At 61.5% G+C, this 22,021-nt stretch carries 23 protein-coding genes; 10 read left to right on the top strand and 13 right to left on the bottom strand.

Annotated features, from left to right (window positions below; all coding sequences use genetic code 11):
* Positions 1 to 129: 129 nt before the first annotated feature.
* The 3 genes from ACWTU7_RS06275 to ACWTU7_RS06265 all read left to right on the top strand — a co-directional run bounded on the left by ACWTU7_RS06275 (position 130) and on the right by ACWTU7_RS06265 (position 3,959).
* A complete protein-coding gene (locus ACWTU7_RS06275; protein ID WP_455838161.1) occupies positions 130 to 1,806 on the top strand; it encodes an ABC transporter substrate-binding protein in 1,677 nt (558 codons plus the stop codon).
* Between the two features lie 100 nt (positions 1,807 to 1,906).
* Positions 1,907 to 3,028, top strand: a complete 1,122-nt coding sequence (locus tag ACWTU7_RS06270; RefSeq protein ID WP_455838160.1) for a carbohydrate ABC transporter permease — start codon at positions 1,907 to 1,909, stop codon at positions 3,026 to 3,028.
* A 13-nt stretch (positions 3,029 to 3,041) separates the two neighbouring features.
* On the top strand, positions 3,042 to 3,959 hold the full coding sequence (locus ACWTU7_RS06265) for a carbohydrate ABC transporter permease (RefSeq protein ID WP_029353494.1): 918 nt from the start codon (positions 3,042 to 3,044) through the stop codon (positions 3,957 to 3,959).
* 45 nt (positions 3,960 to 4,004) lie between these two features.
* Here the strand turns inward: ACWTU7_RS06265 and ACWTU7_RS06260 are convergent, their stop codons facing one another.
* Together ACWTU7_RS06260 and ACWTU7_RS06255 are read right to left on the bottom strand one after the other, a co-directional pair.
* Positions 4,005 to 4,748 carry a creatininase family protein gene (locus ACWTU7_RS06260; protein WP_455838159.1) on the bottom strand — a complete coding sequence of 248 codons (744 nt, stop codon included), beginning with the start codon at positions 4,746 to 4,748 and terminating at the stop codon, positions 4,005 to 4,007.
* 5 nt (positions 4,749 to 4,753) lie between these two features.
* Positions 4,754 to 4,894, bottom strand: coding sequence for a hypothetical protein (locus ACWTU7_RS06255; RefSeq protein WP_455838158.1), 141 nt, complete (start codon positions 4,892 to 4,894; stop codon positions 4,754 to 4,756).
* A gap of 133 nt (positions 4,895 to 5,027) precedes the next feature.
* On the opposite strand from ACWTU7_RS06255, the gene ACWTU7_RS06250 reads away from it, so the two are divergent.
* Positions 5,028 to 6,050, top strand: coding sequence for an aldo/keto reductase (locus ACWTU7_RS06250; RefSeq protein WP_455838157.1), 1,023 nt, complete (start codon positions 5,028 to 5,030; stop codon positions 6,048 to 6,050).
* 87 nt (positions 6,051 to 6,137) lie between these two features.
* Here ACWTU7_RS06250 and ACWTU7_RS06245 read toward each other — a convergent pair whose 3' ends face one another.
* From ACWTU7_RS06245 to clpP, 4 genes are all read right to left on the bottom strand, one after another.
* Positions 6,138 to 6,410, bottom strand: a complete 273-nt coding sequence (locus ACWTU7_RS06245) for an HU family DNA-binding protein (RefSeq protein ID WP_023798342.1) — start codon at positions 6,408 to 6,410, stop codon at positions 6,138 to 6,140.
* 194 nt (positions 6,411 to 6,604) lie between these two features.
* Complete coding sequence (gene lon / locus ACWTU7_RS06240; RefSeq protein WP_029353488.1) at positions 6,605 to 9,016, bottom strand: endopeptidase La; 2,412 nt, start codon at positions 9,014 to 9,016, stop codon at positions 6,605 to 6,607.
* A 284-nt stretch (positions 9,017 to 9,300) separates the two neighbouring features.
* Positions 9,301 to 10,575 (bottom strand): ATP-dependent Clp protease ATP-binding subunit ClpX, encoded by a 1,275-nt coding sequence (gene clpX, locus ACWTU7_RS06235; RefSeq protein WP_029353486.1) that lies wholly within the window; start codon positions 10,573 to 10,575, stop codon positions 9,301 to 9,303.
* A gap of 295 nt (positions 10,576 to 10,870) precedes the next feature.
* Complete coding sequence (clpP, locus tag ACWTU7_RS06230) at positions 10,871 to 11,500, bottom strand: ATP-dependent Clp endopeptidase proteolytic subunit ClpP (protein ID WP_029353484.1); 630 nt, start codon at positions 11,498 to 11,500, stop codon at positions 10,871 to 10,873.
* Positions 11,501 to 11,830: 330 nt separating this feature from the next.
* Here clpP and ACWTU7_RS06225 point away from each other — a divergent pair, with 330 nt between their 5' ends.
* Positions 11,831 to 12,421, top strand: a complete 591-nt coding sequence (locus ACWTU7_RS06225) for a hypothetical protein (RefSeq protein WP_455838156.1) — start codon at positions 11,831 to 11,833, stop codon at positions 12,419 to 12,421.
* 1 nt (position 12,422) lies between these two features.
* On the opposite strand, the gene ACWTU7_RS06220 is transcribed toward ACWTU7_RS06225, so the two are convergent.
* A complete protein-coding gene (locus tag ACWTU7_RS06220) occupies positions 12,423 to 13,526 on the bottom strand; it encodes an NAD(P)/FAD-dependent oxidoreductase (RefSeq protein ID WP_455838301.1) in 1,104 nt (367 codons plus the stop codon).
* A 255-nt stretch (positions 13,527 to 13,781) separates the two neighbouring features.
* On the opposite strand from ACWTU7_RS06220, the gene ACWTU7_RS06215 reads away from it, so the two are divergent.
* Entirely contained in the window at positions 13,782 to 15,050 is a 1,269-nt protein-coding gene (locus ACWTU7_RS06215; RefSeq protein ID WP_455838155.1) for a cytochrome P450, read from the top strand.
* On the opposite strand, the gene ACWTU7_RS06210 is transcribed toward ACWTU7_RS06215, so the two are convergent.
* The 6 genes from ACWTU7_RS06210 to ACWTU7_RS06185 all read right to left on the bottom strand — a co-directional run bounded on the left by ACWTU7_RS06210 (position 15,040) and on the right by ACWTU7_RS06185 (position 19,416).
* Positions 15,040 to 15,390 carry a cupin domain-containing protein gene (locus ACWTU7_RS06210; RefSeq protein ID WP_455838154.1) on the bottom strand — a complete coding sequence of 117 codons (351 nt, stop codon included), beginning with the start codon at positions 15,388 to 15,390 and terminating at the stop codon, positions 15,040 to 15,042. The genes ACWTU7_RS06215 and ACWTU7_RS06210 overlap by 11 nt on opposite strands.
* 21 nt (positions 15,391 to 15,411) lie before the next feature.
* Entirely contained in the window at positions 15,412 to 16,692 is a 1,281-nt protein-coding gene (locus tag ACWTU7_RS06205) for an O-acetylhomoserine aminocarboxypropyltransferase (protein WP_029353476.1), read from the bottom strand.
* 172 nt (positions 16,693 to 16,864) lie between these two features.
* Positions 16,865 to 17,386, bottom strand: a complete 522-nt coding sequence (locus ACWTU7_RS06200) for a CoA-binding protein (RefSeq protein WP_065008091.1) — start codon at positions 17,384 to 17,386, stop codon at positions 16,865 to 16,867.
* Entirely contained in the window at positions 17,383 to 18,159 is a 777-nt protein-coding gene (locus ACWTU7_RS06195) for an AAA family ATPase (RefSeq protein ID WP_455838153.1), read from the bottom strand. Before ACWTU7_RS06195 ends, ACWTU7_RS06200 begins: the two co-directional genes overlap by 4 nt.
* Positions 18,160 to 18,169: 10 nt before the next feature.
* Positions 18,170 to 18,592 (bottom strand): VOC family protein, encoded by a 423-nt coding sequence (locus ACWTU7_RS06190; RefSeq protein ID WP_455838152.1) that lies wholly within the window; start codon positions 18,590 to 18,592, stop codon positions 18,170 to 18,172.
* Positions 18,593 to 18,594: 2 nt separating this feature from the next.
* Complete coding sequence (locus ACWTU7_RS06185) at positions 18,595 to 19,416, bottom strand: enoyl-CoA hydratase (RefSeq protein ID WP_455838151.1); 822 nt, start codon at positions 19,414 to 19,416, stop codon at positions 18,595 to 18,597.
* Positions 19,417 to 19,586: 170 nt separating this feature from the next.
* On the opposite strand from ACWTU7_RS06185, the gene ACWTU7_RS06180 reads away from it, so the two are divergent.
* From ACWTU7_RS06180 to rpsI, 4 genes are all read left to right on the top strand, one after another.
* Positions 19,587 to 20,051 carry a PaaI family thioesterase gene (locus ACWTU7_RS06180; RefSeq protein ID WP_455838150.1) on the top strand — a complete coding sequence of 155 codons (465 nt, stop codon included), beginning with the start codon at positions 19,587 to 19,589 and terminating at the stop codon, positions 20,049 to 20,051.
* Between the two features lie 18 nt (positions 20,052 to 20,069).
* Positions 20,070 to 20,798 carry a LysE family translocator gene (locus ACWTU7_RS06175; protein WP_455838149.1) on the top strand — a complete coding sequence of 243 codons (729 nt, stop codon included), beginning with the start codon at positions 20,070 to 20,072 and terminating at the stop codon, positions 20,796 to 20,798.
* 264 nt (positions 20,799 to 21,062) lie between these two features.
* Positions 21,063 to 21,527: a 50S ribosomal protein L13 gene (gene rplM, locus ACWTU7_RS06170; protein ID WP_023798353.1), complete on the top strand. Its 465-nt coding sequence runs from the start codon at positions 21,063 to 21,065 to the stop codon at positions 21,525 to 21,527.
* A gap of 1 nt (position 21,528) precedes the next feature.
* Complete coding sequence (rpsI, locus tag ACWTU7_RS06165) at positions 21,529 to 22,011, top strand: 30S ribosomal protein S9 (RefSeq protein WP_023717316.1); 483 nt, start codon at positions 21,529 to 21,531, stop codon at positions 22,009 to 22,011.
* Positions 22,012 to 22,021 lie beyond the last annotated feature (10 nt).

Here is a 22,021-nt window from a genome sequence, read left to right as displayed (position 1 = left end):
GACCACGGAAATCGAAGTGTCGCGGGAGGAAAACTTGGGCCCTATTTCTAGGAGTCGCTGTTGTTGGGGAACACGTCCAGCGCTCCAAACACCCGAAACAATCACCATTGAGATTCTGGGAGGAACGAAATGAAAGTCAGCCTTTACAACCAATTTATGCGCGCGGGAGCCACTCGCCGCGATGTCCTCAAGGGCGCGGCAAGCATGGCTGCGATCGCCGCGGCATCCGGCGCCGGGCTTGGCGCGCTGACGCGCCCGGCTTCCGCCGCAAGCGAGCTGCGTGCGCAGATCCTGCAGATCCCCGGTGTCGGCAAGGGCCAGCCGACCGATGCCGACTTCCAGCAGGTCGGCGAGCTTTGCCTGGAGGCGACCAAGGCCAGCGTCAAGGAAGGCGAATTCGCCGGTGTCCAGCTCACCTTCATGGGCCTCAACAACCAGAACCTGCACAATGTGCTGTTTCGCGGCTTCCTGAAGCCGTGGGAGACCTACACCGGCGCCAAGATCAACTGGATCGACCTAGCGCAGGCGGACTACAACGCCCGCCTGCAGCAGTCGATCGCCACCGGCACCGTCGATTTCGACATCATCGAGATGGGCGCGCCGTTCGAAGGCGACGTCTGCGGCAAGGGCCTCACTTCCGAGATGCCGGACTGGGTCAAGGACCAGATCGACATGAAGGACGTCGTGGCCTATCTGCAGCCACCGGTCGGCACGTGGGACGGCAAGCAGTACCGCGTGACCGTCGATGGCGACGCGCACAACTTCAACTACCGCACCGACGTGTTTGCCGATGCCGACCTCGCCAAGGCATGGAAGGACGGCGGCGGTGACAAGGCGGGCCTGACGGAATGGGGCGTGCCGAAGACCTGGCAGCAGGTGCAGGCGGTGACCAAGTTCCTCAAGGGCAAGCAGTTCCAGGGCCAGGATGTCTTCGGCTATCTCGACGCGCCCAAGGCGTGGGGCGGCTTCGGCTTCTACTTCCTCGGCAGCCGCGCCAGCGCCTATGCCAAGCATCCTGACGACAAGGCCTGGCTGTTCGATGCCGATACGATGAAGCCGCGCATCAACAATCCGGCCTGGGTGCGGGCGATCCAGGACGTGATCGACGCGCTGCCTTCCGAGCCCGCCGACCAGATCAACGCCGACCCGAATACCACCGCCTTCCAGCAATTCCTGGCCGGCACCGGTTCGATGGTCACCTGGTGGGGCGACGTCGGTTCCAACGTCAAGACCAACGACTCGTCGGTCGTTGGCGACGTCACCGGCTTCTCGATCCTGCCAGGCTCGGACGACGTCTACAATTCCAAGACCGGCCAGTGGGACAAGCTCGCCAGCGGCCCGAATTATTCGCCGAACTGCGCCTATCTCGGCTGGGGCGTCTACGTCATGGCACGGGTCGACAGCGACGAAAAGAAGAAGAAGGCGGCGTGGTCTGCCGCTGCCCATCTCGGCGGCAAGGACCTGTCGCTCTGGTGCGCGGCATACCCGTCCGGCTTCCAACCCTACCGCAACTCGCATTTCGACATTCCGGAATGGGTGGCCGCCGGTTACGACGAGGCTTTCATCACCTCGTATCTGAAGTCGGAGGCCGACAGCTACAACCATCCGAACGCCGCGATCGAGCCGCGCATCCCCGGCATCTTCCAGTACTACAGCGCCGCCGAGGACATCCTGGCCAACACATTCGCCGGCAAGATGACGGCGCAGGAAGGCGCCGACGCCATCGCAGCCGCCTGGGAGAAGCTGACCGACCAGATCGGCCGCGAAAACCAGATCAAGCTCTACAAGGCCTCGCTTGGCATGTAGGTTGAGATTGTAGGAACCGTGGTCCGGCGACGCAAAGCCGCCGGACCGCATCTTGACCGGCGAGCCGGTCATAAAAGCCTTCAGTGAACGGACGAGACGCGTGGCTGACCAGACTTTGCCCACCGATGCGTGGCCGGCAAACGCCGCTCCATCCGATCTGATATCGCCGGGCCGTAAGCGGCTCGGCCGGGCGTTGATGGCCGCTGCGACGCTCGGCCTGCTGGCAGTGATCGCAGTTCAGATCCTCTACAAGACAGAAGTCGACACGATCGGCTTCGAGACCTGGAGGCCGGTCGTCTATGCCTATGTGCTGTGGGGTATAGCACTCGGCGTCGGCCAGGTGCTGATGCGCGGCGAAGACGGCCAGCGCGCGCTGTTCCTGCTGCCGGCGCTGCTGTTCACCATCGCGATGGTGATCTTCCCGACGCTGTTCGGCTTCTACATCGCGCTGACCGACTGGAACCTCAGTTCCTTCTCCGGCCGGAAATTCAACGGGCTCGACAATTTCTGGCAGATGCTGGCGGATCCCTACTACCGCAATGCGCTGTTCAACATGGTGCTCTACGTGCTCGCGGTACTGGTCGAATATGTCATCGCCTTCGGCCTCGCCCTGCTGCTCAACGCACAGATCAGGGCGCGCAAATTCTTCCGTGTCGTCTTCCTCATGCCGTTGATGCTGTCGCCGGTCGCGGTGTCGTGGATGATCGGCAAGTCGCTGATGGAATACCGGTTCGGGCCGGCCGCTGCGCTGGCGCGCCAACTCGGCTGGGAAAACCCCGCCTTCTTTTCAAACCCGATCACCGCCCGCATCTCGATCATGGTGCTGGATGCTTGGACCTTCATCCCGTTCATGATGATCATGCTGCTCGCCGGCCTTCAGGCGATGTCGCGCGAGGTTCTTGAGGCGGCCAGGGTTGACGGTGCCAATGCCTGGCAGACCTTCTGGCAGGTCACGTTCCCGCTAATGCTGCCGGTGTCGGTGACGGCGATCATCCTGCGCATCATCTTCAAACTGAAGCTTGCCGACATCATCATCACCGTCACCTCGGGCGGCCCGGGCGGCGCGACCGATTCCGTGTCGAGCTTCATCTATCGCGAGTATCGCGACCGCTCGAATGTCGGCTACGGCACCATGCTGGCGATGGCCTACCTCATCATCATCATCGTGTTCGTGACGTGGCTGTTGAAATTCGCCAACCGCTTCGTGCGCAACGTCAATTGAATGGGGCGGTGACATGAGCGTCCAGACCACCGAGTATGCCGCTTCCGAAATCCGCTCGCCGGCGAGCTTTTTCGCGAACCGCGTCTTCATCTATGGGGCGCTGGTCTTCTGGGCCTTCATCTGCCTGTTCCCGATCTACTGGACAATAACCACCTCGTTCAAAACCGCGGTCGACGTCACCCAGGGCCATCTCATCCCGTTCGTCGACTTCCGGCCGGACTGGAAGGGTTGGCGCTCGCTCGGCCTGTCGCCCGACTCGATCTTCCGAACCTCGACAGTGCGCGACGAATTCATCAAGCGCTTCATGAATTCGGTCATCACCTCGGTCGGCGCGTCGAGCCTCGCCATCGTCATCGGCAGTCTCGCCGCATACGGCCTCACCCGCTACCGCTATCACTTCGCCTGGTTCAAGAACGAGGACATCTCCTTCTTCTTCCTGTCGCAGCTGATCCTGCCGCCGGTCGTGCTCGCCCTGCCCTTTCTCGTGCTGTACAGGGAAGTCGGCATGCTCGACACCCGCATCGGGCTGATCCTGCTCTACACGCTGATGGTGCTGCCGATCGTCATCTGGATCATGCGCGACCAGTTCAATTCGATCCCGGTCGAACTGGAGGAAGCAGCCCTCGTCGACGGCCTGTCGATCTGGGGCGCCTTCTTCCGCATTGTCATGCCGATTGCGCTGCCGGGCATGGTTGCCGCATTCATCCTGGCGATGGTGCTGTGCTGGAACGAGTATTTCTTCGCCGCACTTCTGACCTCGACCGACGCCAAGACCATTCCCGTGATGGTGGCGAGCCAGACCGGTTCGCAAGGCATCAACTGGTGGTCGATGGCGGCGCTGGCCACCGCCGCAATCACGCCGCTTGCCGTCATCGGCATCGCGCTGGAGCGCTATCTGATCATGGGCATGACCGCGGGCGCGGTGAAGTAGCGGCTCCTTCTTCCCTTCTCCCCTTTGGGAGAAGGCAGAGCCGCGTTAGGCCGACAATATCGCCCGCAAATGCTTGAGGATCATCGCGGCGCCCTTTTGCCCCAGTTCCGCCGAGGCGTCCGGGGCGGTCGCCGTGTACCATCCCGTATTGTCGGCGAAGCGGCCGGCGTCCACCGCTTCCGGGCATAGCGCCAGCATCAGCGACGTCTCGCCGATGCCGGCATGATCGAACGGATACTGGCCGTTCATTGCTGCCGGCATCAGCGGATGCACCTGTATCCAGTTGAAGAAATTGGTGCCTTCGGCATGTTCGGCATAATAGCCTGCCATCGCCTCGGAGCCCCACCAGCCCTCGCCGCGCTCCTTCTCCAGAAAACGGAAGATCGCCTGGCGGCCGGCGGTCTTGAAGGCGAGATCGGTCGGCATGCCGGAAACAAAATTCTCGGTCTGGTGATGGATGATGGCGTGGATGTTGCGAAAGCCGATGCGCAGCAGGCTGTAGAACAGTTCATCTGCGAACGGCGCCAACGCATTTCCGCCGACCTGAACCGAGCCATTGCCCTCCGGCGGCGCCACCGCGTAGCTCGCCGCGCCATAGTAGAACGGCGGCAGGATGACGATGTCGGCTTCTTTTTCGAACAGCTCCAGCATCTTGACGACTGCCAGCGTATCCATGCCGACGGCCATGTGCTCACCGTGGTATTCGAGCACGCCGAGCGGGAGCACGACCGGCCAGTTTTCGGCGATCGCCTTGCGGATCTGGTACGGCAGCATCAGCTCGTAGCGCATGACGCCTATTCCATGTTGGTGTGGCCGGCGGCGTCGATGCGGCTCTGGCCGATCCGAGCCACCACAGTGCCAAGCTCGTCGAGCGCAACCCCGAACAGGTTTTTGCCAGCATTGGAACCGGAGACCTGCCTGAATGTTTGGGCCACGTTTTTCCCCGAACAGCTTGTTTTTGCTCATGCTATCACCGTGAAAATCCGTGTCCAATGGCTCGGAGTGCTTTTGCAGTGCCCCAGGCGTGATAGTGTCATGGCAATTGCGTAGGTGAGGAAACGGCAGGACATGAAGACACGGCATTTCGACCACATCGGCAATGGCGGCATCGCGTTCACGGAACTCGGCTTCGGCACGGCGCCGCTGGGAAACCTCTATCGCGCTGTTTCCGACGAGGATGCCAACGCCACCTTGGAGACCGCCTGGCGAGTCGGCTGCCGTTACTACGACACCGCGCCACTCTACGGGCTTGGCCTGTCGGAAACGCGACTCAATCCGTTCCTGCGTTCGAAAAAGCGCGACGACTTGGTGCTGTCGAGCAAAGTCGGCCGCATCATGCGCGCCTGCCCGCCGGACCAACGCACCGGCATCGGCAAGTTCTTCGACACGCCGTCGCGCCGCGAGGTCTACGACTACAGCTATGACGGCGTCATGCGCTCCTTCGAAGCCTCGCTCGAGCGCCTCGGCGTCGACCGCATCGACATCCTTTTCGTGCATGATCTCGACATCTTCACCCATGGCAGCAAGGAGGCCTCGGACCAACGCATCGAGGAGTTCATGCGCTCGGGCTATTACGGGCTGCTGGCCTTGCGTGACCAGGGCGTCATCAAGGCATTCGGCGGCGGCATCAACGAATGGCAGGTTGCCCAGACACTTGCCGAGCGTGGCGACTTCGACCTTTTCCTGCTTGCCGGGCGCTATACGCTGCTGGAGCAGGAGGCGCTGCAATCCTTCCTGCCGCTATGCCAGAAGCGCGGCATCGGCATCGTTCTCGGCGGGCCGTATAATTCCGGCATCCTGGCAACCGGACCGAAGCCCGGCGCCTATTACAATTATTCCGAGGCGCCGCAGGACATCCTCGACCGCGTCGCGCGCATCGAGGCCATTTGCAAACGCCACGGCGTGCGCCTGATCGAGGCGGCATTGCAATTTCCGCTGCTGCACCCTTCGGTCGTGTCGGTGATCCCCGGCGGCCAGCGGCCGAGCGAGGTCGAAAGCAACCGGTCGCTGCTCGACGCGAAACTGCCATCAGCACTCTGGGCCGATCTCAAAAAGGAAGGGCTGATGCGCGCGGATGCGCCGACGGCATAGAGCCGTCCGCTGCCCGCCAAAGCGGGTGCAAAGGAAAAGCCGGGGAATGCCCGGCTTTTCTGGTCTCTGAAAAGGGTAAGAAGGCGCTTAGTTGACTGCGTCCTTGAGGCCCTTGCCGGCCGAAAACTTCGGCACGGTGCGCGCCGGAATCTGCACTTCCGCGCCGGTCTGCGGATTGCGGCCGGTCGAGGCAGCGCGTTTTGACACTGTGAAATTTCCGAAGCCGACAAGCCGGACATCGCCGCCCTTCTTCAGTTCGCCGGTGATGACGGAGAACACCGCATCAACCGCCGACTGCGCGTCACCCTTCGAAATACTCGCGGCATCGGCGACAGCGGACACCAGTTCGTTCTTGTTCATAAAAATTCCCTTCCATGAGAAACCGGAACGTACGACTCATCCGGCAGGAAACGGACTTTAGAAAGAAGCGCTTCCGCAACCAAGTCGAAAAGCGTCAAACGAGTCGAAAAAACCCCGGAATTCCGGGGTTTTTCACATGAAAAAGCCGGGCGCTAGGCCCGGCTCTCTCTTGTGCATTGCAACTTTAGCAGTAACTAATGGGCGAGTGACTTGCCGGCGTCGTCCCCGGCATCCACCGCAGCCGGCGCATTGGCTGGTTCGACCCAGTCGATCGGCTCCGGCATACGCACCAGCGCATGGCGCAAGACTTCACCAACTCGCGCGACCGGAACGATCTCCATACCGTTCTTTACGTTGTCCGGAATCTCCGCCAAATCCTTGGCGTTGTCTTCCGGGATCAGCACCTTCTTGATGCCGCCGCGCAGCGCTGCAAGCAGCTTCTCCTTGAGCCCGCCGATCGGCAGCACCCTGCCGCGCAGCGTGATCTCGCCGGTCATCGCCACATCGGCCCTGACCGGGATGCCGGTCAGCACCGAGACGATCGCCGTCGCCATCGCCACACCCGCCGACGGTCCGTCCTTGGGCGTTGCGCCCTCGGGCACGTGGACGTGGATGTCGCGCTTGTCGAACAGCGGCGGCTCGACGCCGAAATCGATAGCCCGCGAGCGGACGTAGGAGGCCGCCGCCGAGATCGATTCCTTCATAACGTCGCGCAGATTGCCGGTCACGGTCATGCGGCCCTTGCCGGGCATCATGACACCTTCGATCGTCAGCAACTCGCCGCCGACTTCCGTCCAGGCAAGCCCGGTGACGACGCCAACCTGATCGTCGGCCTCGACCTGACCGAAGCGGAAGCGCGGAACACCAAGGTAATCGGCGAGATTGTCCGCAGTGATGTCGACCGTCTTCTTCTTGGTCTTCAGGATCTCTGTCACCGCCTTGCGGCCGAGCTTCATCAGTTCGCGCTCCAGGCTCCTGACGCCTGCTTCACGGGTGTAGGTCTGGATGATGCCGCGGATCGCGTCCTCGCCGACGGAGAACTCCTTCGGCTGCAGGGCGTGATCGCGGATCACCTTGGGCATCAGGTGACGCTTGGCGATCTCGATCTTCTCGTCCTCGGTGTAGCCGGCGATACGGATGATCTCCATGCGGTCCATCAAGGGCGCAGGAATGTTCAGCGTGTTCGCCGTCGTCACGAACATCACACTCGACAGGTCGTATTCGACCTCGAGGTAGTGGTCCATGAACGTCGAGTTCTGCTCGGGATCGAGCACCTCAAGCAAGGCCGACGACGGGTCGCCGCGGAAATCCTGGCCCATCTTGTCGATCTCGTCGAGCAGGAAGAGCGGGTTGGACTTCTTCGCCTTCTTCATCGACTGGATGACCTTGCCGGGCATCGAGCCGATATAGGTGCGCCGGTGACCGCGGATCTCGGCCTCGTCGCGAACGCCGCCCAGCGCCATGCGGATAAACTCGCGGCCGGTCGCTTTGGCGATCGACTTGCCGAGCGAGGTCTTGCCGACGCCGGGAGGTCCGACGAGGCACAGGATCGGCCCCTTCAGCTTCTTCTGGCGGCTCTGCACGGCGAGATATTCGACGATACGGTCCTTGACCTTGTCGAGGCCGAAATGGTCGGTGTCGAGCACGTTCTGCGCGAAGGCCAGATCCTGCTTGACCTTGGAGTTCTTGCCCCACGGTATCGACAGGATCCAGTCGAGATAATTGCGCACGACAGTCGATTCAGCCGACATCGGCGACATCGTCCGCAACTTCTTCAGTTCGGCTTCCGCTTTTTCGCGGGCCTCCTTGGAGAGCTTGGTCTTCTTGATGCGCGCCTCGATCTCGGCGGCCTCGTCGCGGCCGTCCTCGCCCTCGCCGAGCTCCTTCTGGATCGCCTTCATCTGTTCGTTGAGGTAGTATTCGCGCTGGGTCTTCTCCATCTGGCGCTTGACGCGCGAACGGATGCGCTTCTCCACCTGCAGGACGGAGATTTCGGCTTCCATGAAGCCCATCGCCTTTTCCAGCCGCTCCTTGACCGAAAGCGTGGCCAGCATCTCCTGCTTCTCGGGGATCTTGATGGCAAGATGCGAGGCAACCGTATCGGCGAGCTTGGAATAGTCGTCGATCTGGCTGGCGGCACCCACCACTTCGGGCGAGATCTTCTTGTTCAGCTTGACGTAGTTCTCGAAGTCGGTGACGACGGAACGGGCCAGCGCCTCGACCTCGACCTCTTCCTCATCCGGTTCGACCAGCGCCGTGGCGCGGGCCTCGTGGAAGTCGGGACGGTCGGTGAACGAAACGATTTTCGCGCGCGAAGCGCCTTCCACCAGCACCTTCACGGTGCCGTCCGGCAGCTTCAGCAATTGCAGCACATTGGCGAGCGTGCCGATGTCGAATATGGCATCGGCCTCGGGATCGTCATCGGCGGCATTCATCTGGGTCGCAAGCAGGATCTGCTTTTCCTGACCCATCACCTCCTCCAGCGCCTTGATCGATTTTTCACGCCCGACGAAGAGCGGAACGATCATGTGCGGGAACACCACGATGTCGCGCAGTGGGAGGACTGCGAAGACGCCGTCGCTGGGAGCCCTGGATATTTTGGCCATTGTCCAACCTTTCTTGTCGCGACTGCCAATCGGCCAACCGCGAATCTCATATTAACGACCGAGGATCGTTCCGCCTACCACCGTTTGTGACGGGAGTTTTACAGCACAGAATTCGGCACCCCGGCCTTCCTCAGTTAGTTGGAGGCACGGGGGGCAAAGATCAAGGGTCAACACGAAACCGTTCATCCAATCTGTCACAATCCGTTCATCATAAGTCGGCCCGTCCGCAAAGCAAAACGGCGCCTCACGGCGCCGTTTGAAGAATTCCACTGCAGGGGCTCACGTCAGGCGCTGACGTTGCCCTTTTTTTCCTTCTGCTCGGAATAGATGTAGAGCGGCCTGGCGTTACCGGACACCACCTCTTCCGAAATAACCACTTCGCGCACGCCTTCCAGCGCCGGCAGTTCGAACATCGTGTCGAGCAGGATCGCTTCCATGATCGAGCGCAGGCCGCGCGCGCCGGTCTTGCGCTCGATGGCGCGCTTGGCGATCGCCGACAGCGCATTCTCATGGAAGGTCAGGTCGACATTCTCCATCTCGAACAGCCGCTGGTACTGCTTGACCAGCGCGTTCTTCGGCTCGGTCAGGATCTGGATCAGCGCCGGCTCGTCGAGGTCCTCCAGCGTCGCCAGGACTGGCAGACGGCCGACGAACTCGGGAATGAGGCCGAACTTCAAAAGATCCTCAGGCTCGACCAGGCGGAAAACGTCGCCGGTGCGACGATCCTCTGGCGAAGCGACGGTGGCGCCGAAGCCGATCGACGTCTTGCGGCCGCGATCCGAGATGATCTTGTCGAGGCCGGCGAAGGCGCCGCCGCAGATGAACAGGATGTTGGCGGTATCAACCTGCAGGAATTCCTGCTGAGGATGCTTCCTGCCGCCCTGCGGCGGTACGGAAGCGACCGTACCTTCCATGATCTTCAACAGCGCCTGCTGGACGCCCTCGCCCGACACATCGCGGGTGATCGAAGGATTGTCCGACTTGCGCGAGATCTTGTCGATCTCGTCGATATAGACGATGCCGCGTTGGGCTCGCTCGACATTGTAGTCGGCCGACTGCAAGAGCTTCAGGATGATGTTCTCGACATCCTCGCCGACATAGCCGGCCTCGGTCAGCGTCGTCGCATCGGCCATGGTGAACGGCACGTCGATGATGCGGGCCAGCGTCTGCGCAAGCAGCGTCTTGCCGCAACCGGTCGGGCCGATCAGCAAAATGTTGGACTTCGCCAGCTCGACGTCATTGTTCTTGCCGGCATGAGCGAGGCGCTTGTAGTGGTTGTGGACCGCTACCGACAGCACGCGCTTGGCGTAGGGCTGGCCGATGACGTAGTCGTCGAGAACCTTGAGGATCTCCTGCGGGGTCGGCACGCCCTCGCGTGACTTCACCATCGAGGTCTTGTTCTCCTCGCGGATGATGTCCATGCAGAGCTCGACGCATTCGTCGCAGATGAACACCGTCGGGCCGGCGATCAGCTTGCGCACTTCGTGCTGGCTTTTGCCGCAAAACGAGCAATAAAGCGTGTTCTTGGAATCGCCGCCGTTGTTGCCGACCTTGCTCATTTTCATGTCCTTTCATAGCCGCCCGCCGATGGTCTGGTTGAAAGGGCGCATATCTCAATCTATCGCGGGAAATCGCCGCCGCCAGTATTCCGGCTCCCGCAACGCATTCCGTACGAAACACATATCAGAAAACGTCGCAATGATTCGCACCAACCCCGCACAAAGCTAAGCCGTCGAAAATCAACATAGGCTTAACGTAGGCAATTGCTCCCGTCGAGGGAACAGCCAATTGTGGCCGAAATGCCGCAAGCGGCATCAAAAAGCGGGTTTTCCCACCAGCCAACTGCCACCGGTCTTACGTGGCAATACCTTCGAGCGGCTCACGCGACGAAATGACCTTGTCGATGAGGCCGAAATCCTTGGCCTCGTCGGCGGTCATGAAGTGGTCACGGTCGAGCGTCTTTTCGATCTCGTCGTAGCTCTTGCCGGTGTGCTTGACGTAGACCTCGTTGAGACGACGCTTCAGCTTGATGATGTCCTGGGCGTGGCGCTCGATGTCGGAAGCCTGGCCCTGGAAGCCACCGGAAGGCTGATGGACCATGATGCGGGCATTCGGCGTAGCGAAGCGCATGCCCTTCTCGCCTGCGGTGAGGAGCAGCGAGCCCATCGAGGCGGCCTGGCCGATGCACAGCGTCGCCACCGCCGGCTTGATGAACTGCATGGTGTCGTAGATCGCCATGCCCGAGGTGACGACGCCACCGGGCGAATTGATGTAGAGGTTGATTTCCTTCTTCGGATTCTCCGCTTCGAGGAACAGAAGCTGCGCGCAGACCAGCGTCGCCATGCCGTCCTCGACCGGACCGGTGATGAAAATGATGCGCTCTTTCAGGAGCCGCGAGAAAATGTCGTAGGCCCGCTCGCCGCGATTGGTCTGCTCGACCACCATCGGAACGAGGTTCATGTAGGTTTCGACGGGGTTCTTCATGGATTATCCCTTATTGAAAGATGGGATTCCGGCGCCGGGAGATTAGCAAATCGGGCAGAATCGGTTCTGGATCGTTATCCTGTAAATAGGATGTCGGCTCACCCTAGCGCAAGGCCGCCCCTCCTAGCCATCCGGTTAAGTCGAATCAAGGTTTCTGCACAGGATTCGCCCGAGGCTGCGTCGGCGCTAAAGCGGTGTGGCTGCGCTGCCGAGTAGCACTTTCTTAACCGCGTCGCTTAACGAAATATCTCGAAACTGCTTTCCCGCGATGGCGCTTCCCCTACAATTCAACGTTGAGCTTGCGCTGAAGGTTCAAACAGGGGGAGTGCCATGATCAGGAAAACTGCTTCCTCGGCCATCGCCAGCCTTGCTGTTTTCGGCATGGTGTCCGAAACGACTGCCGGCGGACGCGCCGTCGAATGCTACGAGCCGGTCAACAGGCCGTCCGTTTACGACACCGTTCACGAAAAGGTGCTGGTCAGCCCCGGTGGCCAGATCGTCGACTACGATCCGCCAATCTACGGCACGCGCGAGAGCGTGGAGCAGATCGCTCCGGCCCGCGTCACTTACGAGGTGGTGCCGGCCGCCACGCGCACCGTCTACCACACGGTCAAGGTAGACGACGGCGGCTATGCCTGGGAATGGCGCATAATCCACGGCCGCAAAGTGCTGTGCAAGGTGTGGCGCAAGCCCCGATATGCGCGGGTCGCCGAAACCGTGGTGGTTGAACCTGAACGCACAAGGCGCGTGGTCATCCCTGCCGAGTATGAAAGCGTGGCCCGAGAGGTGCTGGTACGGCCGGAGCAGCGGCGTGTCATCGAAATCTCCCCGTCCTACCAGACGGTGGCACGGCGAGTGCTGGTCAGGGAAGGTTCGTCGGGCTGGCGGCGCGTTCATATGCCAAGGCATTGCCGGTATTAGGTCACACCGCCTCCGCCCGCAGCCAGGCCTTCAAGCCGGCGACGTCGTCATTGCCGACCGTCGCCGCCACGCGCCTGCCGACCGCCGCGCCGAACTTGTAGCCGTGGCCGGAGCAGGCCGAGACGACAAGGCATCTGCCTTTTTCATGAGCCAGAAATTTCTCGTCGGCGGTGAAGGTGTAGGCGCAGGTGACGACCTCGGTGATCTTGTAGTCTTCGACACGGGCGATCGGCGGCGAAAACAGGTCGCGGATCGCCTCACCCTCGCCCGGCACCGGCTGGCGGTTCCAGTCGGCGTCGCTGGTCGGCACCCTGTGCAGCCCTGAGCCGAATTTCATGCCGGCGCCGCCGGACGGCGGGATCACGTAGCCGTCGACAGCGCCGCCGACATTCAGGATTACGGGGGCTCCCTGCCATGCCGCTTTCAGATCCGCCGGTGGTTCGACATAGGCGAGCGCCGTGCGCCAGGTCTTCAGTTCGCCGTCCAGTTCGGGAAACAGTTTCAGCACCCAGGCGCCGGCGGCGACGACAATGCGGTCGGCCTGCATCGTCTCGCCGCTTTCAAGCACGATGCGGCCGGCCTCGGCGTCAACTTCCACCACCTTGCTGTTTTCGTAGACATTGGCGTGGTTCACGCGCAGCCATCTAGCGAGGCGGGTCGCAATCTTGCGACAATGCAGCGCACCGCCGTCCGGTGAAAAATACGCGTAGCGGAACGAGCCGGGCTCCAGGAACGGCCAGCGTTTAGCCGCGGCATCCGGCTCGAACATTTCGAATGGATAGTTCCCGGCTTCCATGCCTTCGCGGTATTCCTCGGCTTCGTCTCCCGGCTCCCGCGAAATGCAGATGAAGCCGCGCGGATCGAGATGGTTTTCGCCGAGATCGGCCCACATCTCGTCCCAGGCCTCATAGGCTTCGGTGATCAGCCTGCCATAGCCCGCCGCTGCGCCATAGGCGCGGCGGATGATGCGATGATGATCGCCCGAGGCAGCAAGCGGATTGGGAATCGGTCCCTGCTCGACGATCGAGACCCGGTGCCCAGCTTTGGCCAGCGACCACGCCGTCGACAGCCCTGCAATGCCTGCGCCAACCACGATCACATTCATCAAGTCAGTCTTTCCGCAGCCGCTTCGGCCGGCTCAACGCGCTTTGTGCATGTCATTGTCCCAAAACCGCTTCACACTTTTGGGCGACATGCATCGGATTGTCGTGCGCCAACATACGGTCTGGCGCCAAGCTGGCAAGCCTTGGAGCGCCGCGCATCGATGGGCGCGCAAAGGACGCTCCAACACTTTGAATCTGCGCATGATCCTTTCCGAAAACCGATTCCGGTTTTCGGGGTCATGCGCTAATGATCCAGAATGACCGATTTGGTACCACCAACTTACCTGGCCTTCGATCCAGCCACCCGCCATGTGCGGCTCGATCCGCACGAGCCGGCTTTCTTCCAGAATCCCTGTGAGGCATATGCCTTTATGCACGGCCGATCGAATGTCATCTTCTGGGAAGAGTTCGGCTTCTGGTGCTTTGGCGGCTTCGACGACGTCAACCGGCTGCTGCGCGATCGCCGCTTCGGCCGCCAGAACCCGGCCGGCATCCCTGACCGCCGGAGCATTGACCAGGACCGCACGCATCTCAGCGCCTTCGACGGCATCGAGGCCAATTCGATGCTGGAACTGGAACCGCCCGTTCACACCAGGCTCAGAACGCTGGTCAACCGCGCCTTCGTCTCGCGTCAGGTCGAGCGGCTCAGGCCGCGCGTAGAGGCGCTGGCCAACGAGCTGATCGACCGTTTCGAACCGGGCCAGGTCGACCTGCTGCCGGCTTTCGCATCGCCTTTGCCGATCACCATCATTGCCGAAATGCTCGGAGTGCCGGTCGAGATGGGGCCGCAACTGCTCGACTGGTCGCATCAGATGGTCGCCATGTACATGCATGGCCGCACACGTGAGACGGAAGAGACGGCCAATCGCGCGGCGCGGGATTTTTCGGATTTCCTGCGCGGCTATGTTGCCGAGCGGCGCAAAAACCCCGGCGACGATCTGTTGTCGCTGCTGATCTCGGCGCAGGACGATGGCCAAAAACTCTCCGAGGACGAACTGGTGTCCTCGGCTGTCCTGCTGCTCAATGCCGGCCACGAGGCGACCGTCCACCAGACCGGCAATGCGGTGCACGCGATCCTCGCGCAAGGCGGCGACCCCCGCCGCTTCTTCACCTCGCCACAAACGACAGCCGCCACGGTCGAGGAATGTCTGCGCTTCGACGCGCCGCTGCACATGTTCACGCGCTATGCCTATGAAAAGATCGAGGTGGGTGCCGGTGTCATCGTGCGGCCGGGCGAGACGATCGGCCTGCTGCTCGGTATGGCCAACCACGACCCGGCGGCGTTTGCCGAACCCTTCGCCTTCAGGCCGGATCGTGCGGACCAGAAGAACGTCTCGTTCGGCGCCGGCATTCATTTCTGCATCGGCGCGCCGCTCGCCCGGCTCGAATTGCAGATATCGCTGAAAACCCTGTTCGACCGGCTACCGCGGCTCTATCTCGCCGAACAGCCGCGCTTTCGCGACACCTATCATTTCCATGGGCTGGAAACGCTCGCCGTGCACACCGGACAAGTGATCAAAGCTTGATCACATACTCCTTGCGAGTCGTTTCAAGCACTTCCCAGCTGCCCTTAAAGCCCGGCCTGAGCACAAAACTGTCGCCGGCCCTGACGGTGCGCGCCTCCCCGCCCTCCTCAGCGATCACTGAAACGCCCGACAGGATGTGGCAGAACTCCCACTCGTCATACTCGATGCGCCATTTGCCCGGGGTCGCCTCCCAGATGCCGGCATAGAGCCCGCCGTCGCGTTCCTCGACATTCCAGGTGCGAAATTTCGGATCGCCTGAAATCAGACGATCCGGCGCCGGCGCGCCAAGTTCCGGTTCGATGCTGTCGACATTGACGGAAAGAAATTTCGGCGCGGTCATGGACGCTCCTTCCAAGCAGAATCAAACGTTGGCGAGAGCCTGTTCCAGATCGGCGACGATGTCGTTGACATCCTCGATGCCAATCGAGAGCCTGACCGTATCCGGCCCAGCGCCTGCCGCGACCTTCTGCTCGTCGGACAGCTGCCGATGCGTGGTCGATGCCGGATGGATGACCAGCGACTTGGTGTCGCCGACATTGGCAAGGTGCGAGAACAGTTCGAGCGCCTCTACGAGTTTGATGCCTGCCGTATAGCCGCCCTTCAGGCCGAAGGTGAACACGGCACCGGCGCCAAGCGGCGAGTACTTCTTCTGCAGCGCATTGTTCTTGTCACTGGGCAGGCCAGGATAGGACACCCAGGCGACCTTTGGGTGGTTAGACAACCACCCGGCGACGGTGACCGCATTGTCGCAATGGCGCTGCATCCTAAGCGGCAGGGTTTCCAGCCCGGTCAGGATCAGGAATGCATTAAAGGGCGAGATCGCAGGGCCCATGTCGCGCAGGCCAAGCACGCGCGCGGCAATGGCGAAAGCGAAATTGCCGAAGGTTTCGTGCAAGACGAGGCCACCATATTCGGGGCGCGGCTCCGACAGCATCGGATATTTGCCGGATTTCGACCAGTCGAAGGTGCCGCCGTCGACAATGGCGCCGCCGATCGAATTGCCGTGGCCGCCGATGAACTTGGTCAGCGAATGCACGACAATGTCGGCGCCATGCTCGATTGGCCGCACCAGATAGGGCGAGGCCAGCGTGTTGTCGACGATCAGCGGCAGGCCGTGCTTGCGGGCGATATCGCCGATCTTCTCGATGTCGACGAAGACACCGCCCGGATTGGCCAGGCTCTCGATGAAGATCGCCTTGGTCTTTTCGTCGATCTGGCTTTCGAAGGTCGAGATGTCGTTGGTGTCGGCCCAGCGCACCTGCCAGCCGAAATTCTTGAAGGCGTGGCCGAACTGGTTGATCGAGCCGCCGTAAAGCCTTGTCGCGGAGACGAAATTGTCGCCGGGCTGCATTAGATTATGGAAGACGAGCACCTGCGCGGCATGGCCCGACGCCACGGCCAGCCCCGCCGTGCCGCCTTCGAGTGCCGCGATACGCTCTTCCAGCACCGACTGCGTCGGGTTCATGATGCGGGTGTAGATGTTGCCGAAGGCCTTTAGCCCGAACAGCGACGCGGCATGGTCGGCATCATCGAAGACAAAGGAGGTCGTCTGGTAGATCGGCGTGGCACGCGCGCCGGTCGCCGGATCGGGCTTGGCACCCGCATGGACGGCGAGTGTGTTGAAACCGGGCGTGCGGGTCATCGAATACCTCCCCTGAATGCTGAATACTGAATGCTGAATGGTGAATGGTGAATGGTGAATGGTGAATGGTGAATGGTGATGGCAAAGTCGGCCAGCCTCATCCCGATTGCAAGCGGCTCATATGCCGCTTTGCCCGCCTTCCAGAAAAATCCTTCTATTCACCATTCACTACCTATTTCTGGCGAACGCCGAAGCTCTGGAATCCCGGCCGCATCAGCGGCTTCTTCGACGACAGCACGCCGGAATTAACGCCGGTCCAGCCGATTTCGCCCGACAGCTTGCCATATTCGATCTTGGGGCAGCGGTTCATCACCACCTTGATGCCGGCGGCCTCTGCGCGCGCCGCCGCCTCGTCATGGCGCACGCCAAGCTGCATCCAGATGACTTTCGGCAGCGGATCGAGCCGCAAGACCTCGTCGACGACGCCCGGCACTGCCGTGGAGCCGCGAAAAACGTCGACCATGTCGATCGGCTCGGGAACATCGGCGAGCCTGGCATAGGTCATCCGGCCAAGGATTTCCTTGCCGGCCTGGCCGGGGTTGATCGGGAACACCGAAAATCCCTTGCCCAGCAGGTATTTCAGCACGAAGTAGCTCGGCCGGACATCGTTGGCGGACGCGCCGACCATGGCGATGGTCTTCACCGAATTGAGGATGCCGGCGATATAGGCATTGTCGTAGGCGTCGTGGTTCATGCCTCGTCCTCATACAGAGCTTCGGCGAGAAAACCATCCGGGTCGTTGCAGAAACTGCGCATCATGCGGAAATGATCGGTATCGTGAAAATCGGTCGGGTCGAGGCCGAACCGGCTGATGCGGAACAGCCGCGCGCCGGGACAGGCCATCAGCAGCGGCGAAGGCGTCGCCATGACCACTTGCGCCGTGCCTGATAGATCCATCCGCCGCAGCATCCTGATCAGCTCGATCTGACGCGTCGGCGACAACGCGCTTTCGGGCTCGTCGAGGATGTAGATGCCTTGCCGACGGCAGCGCTCCTCGAAGAAGCGGATGAAGCCCTCGCCATGCGACCAGGACAGGAAGTCGGGCGGCGCCGCACCAGAATCCAGCGCCGCTTGGTCGAGATAGCGGGCGACCGAATAGAAAGATTCGGCGCGAAAGAACCAGCCGGCGGTGACTTTTGGCAGCCAGTGGCCGCGCAGCGTTGCGGCGAGCGCCGCGCCGCTCTTGTCGATGGCGCGGGAGTGGTCGATGGGCATGTAGCCCTTGCCGCCGCCGGCTTCATCGTATCCGCCCAGCGCGCCGATCGCCTCGAGCAGCGTCGATTTGCCGGTGCCGTTCTCGCCGACGATGATGGTGATCGGCGTGGTGAATTCGAGTTCGAAATCGTGGCTGCGGAAGATCGGCAGATTCCAGGGATATTTTTCCCAATCTGCGACACGGCTGGGCTCGATCAGGATGCGCTTGAGATAGGGCGCATTCAGCCGCGTCAGTTGCTTGCGAGGAGCCATGCGGCGGCGGTCAGCCCGGCAGCGAGATGCTGCCGTCTTCCGCGATCGGAAAAGCCGGATTGTGCGCCACTTCCCAGACATGCCCTTCCGTGTCGGCGAAATAGCCATACCAGCCGCCCCAGAAGGCGCGACCGGCCGGTTTGACGATACGACCTCCGGCCTTCTCGGCCATCGCGAGCATGTGATCGACTTCCGTGTCGGAGCGGGTGTTGTAAGCGAGGTAGATCGCCGACGGCGCCGTGCCGAAGGTGATGCCTGAATCCGCTTCGGCGCTTTCGCGCGGAAACAGCCCGAGAATAACGCCGCCCATCTGGAAGAAGGCGACGCCATCGGTGATTCCAGCATGGCGGGTCAGGCCCATCGCCTCGTAGAAGCGTGTGGCGCGCTCCAGATCGTCGACGGCGATGGTGATAATGGAGATGCGAGGCTCCATGTCTATTCCTCCGTCCATTCCGGCTTGCGCTTGCCGATGAAGGCGCCGATGCCCTCTTCCGCGTCGCGCGCCAGCATGTTGTCGACCATGGCGCGGCCGGTATAGGCATAGGCCTCGGCAAGCCCCATCTCGGCCTGCGCGTAGAAGGCTTCCTTGCCGGTCTTCACGACCAAAGATGATTTGGCGGCAATGGTTTGCGCGTATTTGGTGACAATCTGATTCAGATATTCGCGCGGCACGACCCGGTTGACGAGGCCGAATTCCTTGGCCGTCGCAGCATCGATCGTCTCGCCGGTCAAAAGCATCTCCATAGCGTGCTTTCGCGAGACATTGCGCGACAGCGCCACCATCGGCGTCGAGCAGAACAGGCCGATATTGACGCCGGGCGTGCAGAAGGTCGCCTCATGCGAGGCGATCGCCAGATCACAGCTCGCGACCAGTTGCGCCCCCGCGGCCGTCGCCAGACCATCGACCTCGGCGATCACCGGCCTGGGATGGCGCACGATTGCCTGCATCAGTGCCGCGCAAGCGGTAAACGTCTCCTCGAAGAACGCCTTGCCGCGGTCGGGATCGCCACGGTGCGCGGTCATTTCCTTGAGATCGTGACCGGCGCAGAACACCTTTCCGGCGGCCGCCAGGATGATGACGCGGACGGATCTGTCTGATTTCGCGCGGTCGAGTCCCGCCGTCAGCGCCGCCATGAGCGCCAGCGACAGGGCATTGGCCGGCGGATTGGCGAGCGTGAGGCGCAGTACGCGCTTGTCCAGCTTCGCGACGACAGGACCTTCGGCAACAGCCGGCTTGATCGCGACGATTTCAGCCATTTTTCCAACCTCTTCATCGGCCAGCGGCATCGCATGCGCGGGCCATGGAACAAAAGAACTAGCACGCTGCCGATTGAAGAACAGTCGTCAGACGTGTTTTCTCATGAGCAACAATTGGCCCAGCCGCCTTATTCGGCAAGCCGAGATCAGCACCATCAACGAGGAACATAATGGCCGAGCAAAGCAACCTCAAACCGGTGCTAACCGCGGCCGAAGTCAATGCCTTGATGGAAAGCGTCTATCCCCAGCTCAACAACCAGTTCACCTTCTACGAGGCGATCGACGTGTTTCCGGGCGGCTGCACGGTGCGGCTGAATGCCGGCGAGCGGCATTTGCGCCCTGGCGGAACGGTGTCGGGCTCGTCGCTGTTCACACTGGCCGACATAGGCGGCTATGTCTGCGTGCTTTCGCATGCCGGGCCCGATGCGCTTTCTGTCACCACCAATCTCAATATCAATTTTGTCCGCAAGGCCGAGGCCGGGCCGATCGACGGCCATTGCCGCATCCTGAAGCTGGGGAAGAGCCTGATGGTGTTCGATATCGACATCGTCGCCGGACCGGACGGACACACAGTGGCGCACGCCACGGGAACCTATTCGATCCCGCCGAGGAAGAGCTTTCAATCGCAAGCCTGATTTGCCGGCGAATACGTTTTGCGCTCGTTCCAAGCGAACCCAACGGAACGAAACGTCCGACAAAACGTTCGCAGCACCAATCAGACCCGCAAAAACATGCCCGAACTTCCCACCTATCTGGCGTTCCTGGTCGCAGTGCTTGGCTATCAGCTGTCCGGCCCCGGACCGGACATGCTTCTGGTGATCAGCCGCGGTATCGGACAGGGCCGGCGGGCGGCACTGGCAACGGCGACCGGCTGCGTTTTCGCAGGCGTGATCCAGATTCCGTTGCTGGCAATGGGACTTGCCTCGCTAATCACGTCCTCGCCTATCGCGTATGGCCTGCTGCAAGTGCTCGGAGCGGCGTACCTCATTGCAATCGGGACAAAGTTCTTGCTCGTGCGCAACGAAGCGGAAACAAACAGCATCGTCGCGGCCAAGGAGGGAGGCCTGGCGGGCGCCTTTCGGCAAGGCATGATCTGCAACCTGACCAACCCTACCGCACTCGTTTTCATGCTCGCAGTGCTGCCGCAGTTCGTCCATGCCTCCACAGGATCGTCGGCGATGCAGTTTATCGTACTCGGGACCACCATGAAGGCTACGGGCCTTCTGGTCCTGGGGGCTGTAGCCTTGGCCTCAGGTGCGGTCGGCGCCTGGCTGGCACGCAACTCCGGTTTTCTTGTCTGGCAAGAACGCCTGGCCGGTGCGATCATGATCGCCGTCGGCATCAAACTGCTGCTGGCCGCAATTATTCCGGGCCGGCGCTAAACCAAGTTTGATGGATTCGAATGCGGTATAATAATACCTCAACTACAACCTATTGATTTTACATAATAATCCTTTTAGGATGACGGGAAAAGCAGCTTGACTACATAATTCTCCTCCCCTATAAGCCTTCACGAAGCAGCGGCCCCGCAAGGCCGCCGTTTTGTTATTGGCGGCGGGCAAGCGCTCACGGTCAATCCAAGCAACAAGAAACGCCTTTCCTTGTCGTTCGTCGATCAGGAAGGTCCGAACCGAAAGCAACAATTCATGGCAACCTTTTCGCAGAAGCCTGCGGATGTGGTGAAGAAGTGGGTGCTGATCGACGCCGAGGGTCTCGTCGTCGGCCGTCTCGCCACTGTCATCGCCAATCATCTTCGCGGCAAACACAAGCCCACCTTCACCCCGCATGTCGACGACGGCGACAACGTCATCGTCATCAATGCCGACAAGGTGGTGTTCACCGGCAAGAAATTCACCGACAAGGTCTATTACTGGCACACCGGCCATCCCGGCGGCATCAAGGAGCGCACCGCGCGCCAGCTGCTCGAGGGCCGTTTTCCCGAGCGTGTCGTCGAGAAGGCCGTCGAACGCATGATCCCGCGTGGCCCGCTCGGCCGTCGCCAGATGAAGAATCTCCGCGTCTATGCAGGCACGGAACATCCGCATGTCGCCCAGCAGCCCGTCACGCTCGACGTGGCCAAGCTGAACGCCAAGAACAAGAAGGTTTCGTAAAATGGCTGAGCTTTCCTCGCTCGCAGAACTCGGAACTGCCACCGGCAACACCAACACGCAGCCGGCTGCACCCGTCCATGTCCAGAAGCTCGACAAGTCGGGCCGCGCCTATGCCACCGGCAAGCGCAAGAACGCCATCGCGCGCGTCTGGGTGAAGCCCGGCTCCGGCAAGATCGTCGTCAACGACAAGGTGTTCGCCGAATATTTCGCGCGTCCGGTCCTGCAGATGATCCTTAACCAGCCGATCATCGCCGCCAACCGCGCCGGCCAGTACGACATCGTCGCCACGGTCATCGGCGGCGGGCTTTCCGGCCAGGCCGGTGCCGTGCGCCACGGCATCTCCAAGGCGCTGACCTATTACGAGCCGGCGCTGCGCGCCGTGCTCAAGAAGGGCGGCTTCCTGACCCGCGACAGCCGCGTCGTCGAGCGCAAGAAGTACGGCAAGGCGAAGGCCCGCCGCTCCTTCCAGTTCTCCAAGCGCTAAACTCTACGCA

It is taken from the genome of Mesorhizobium sp. BHscii (genome assembly GCF_053848065.1).
Note: the sequence above shows the minus strand (reverse complement) of the source record. Positions and strands in the feature narration are given on the sequence as shown.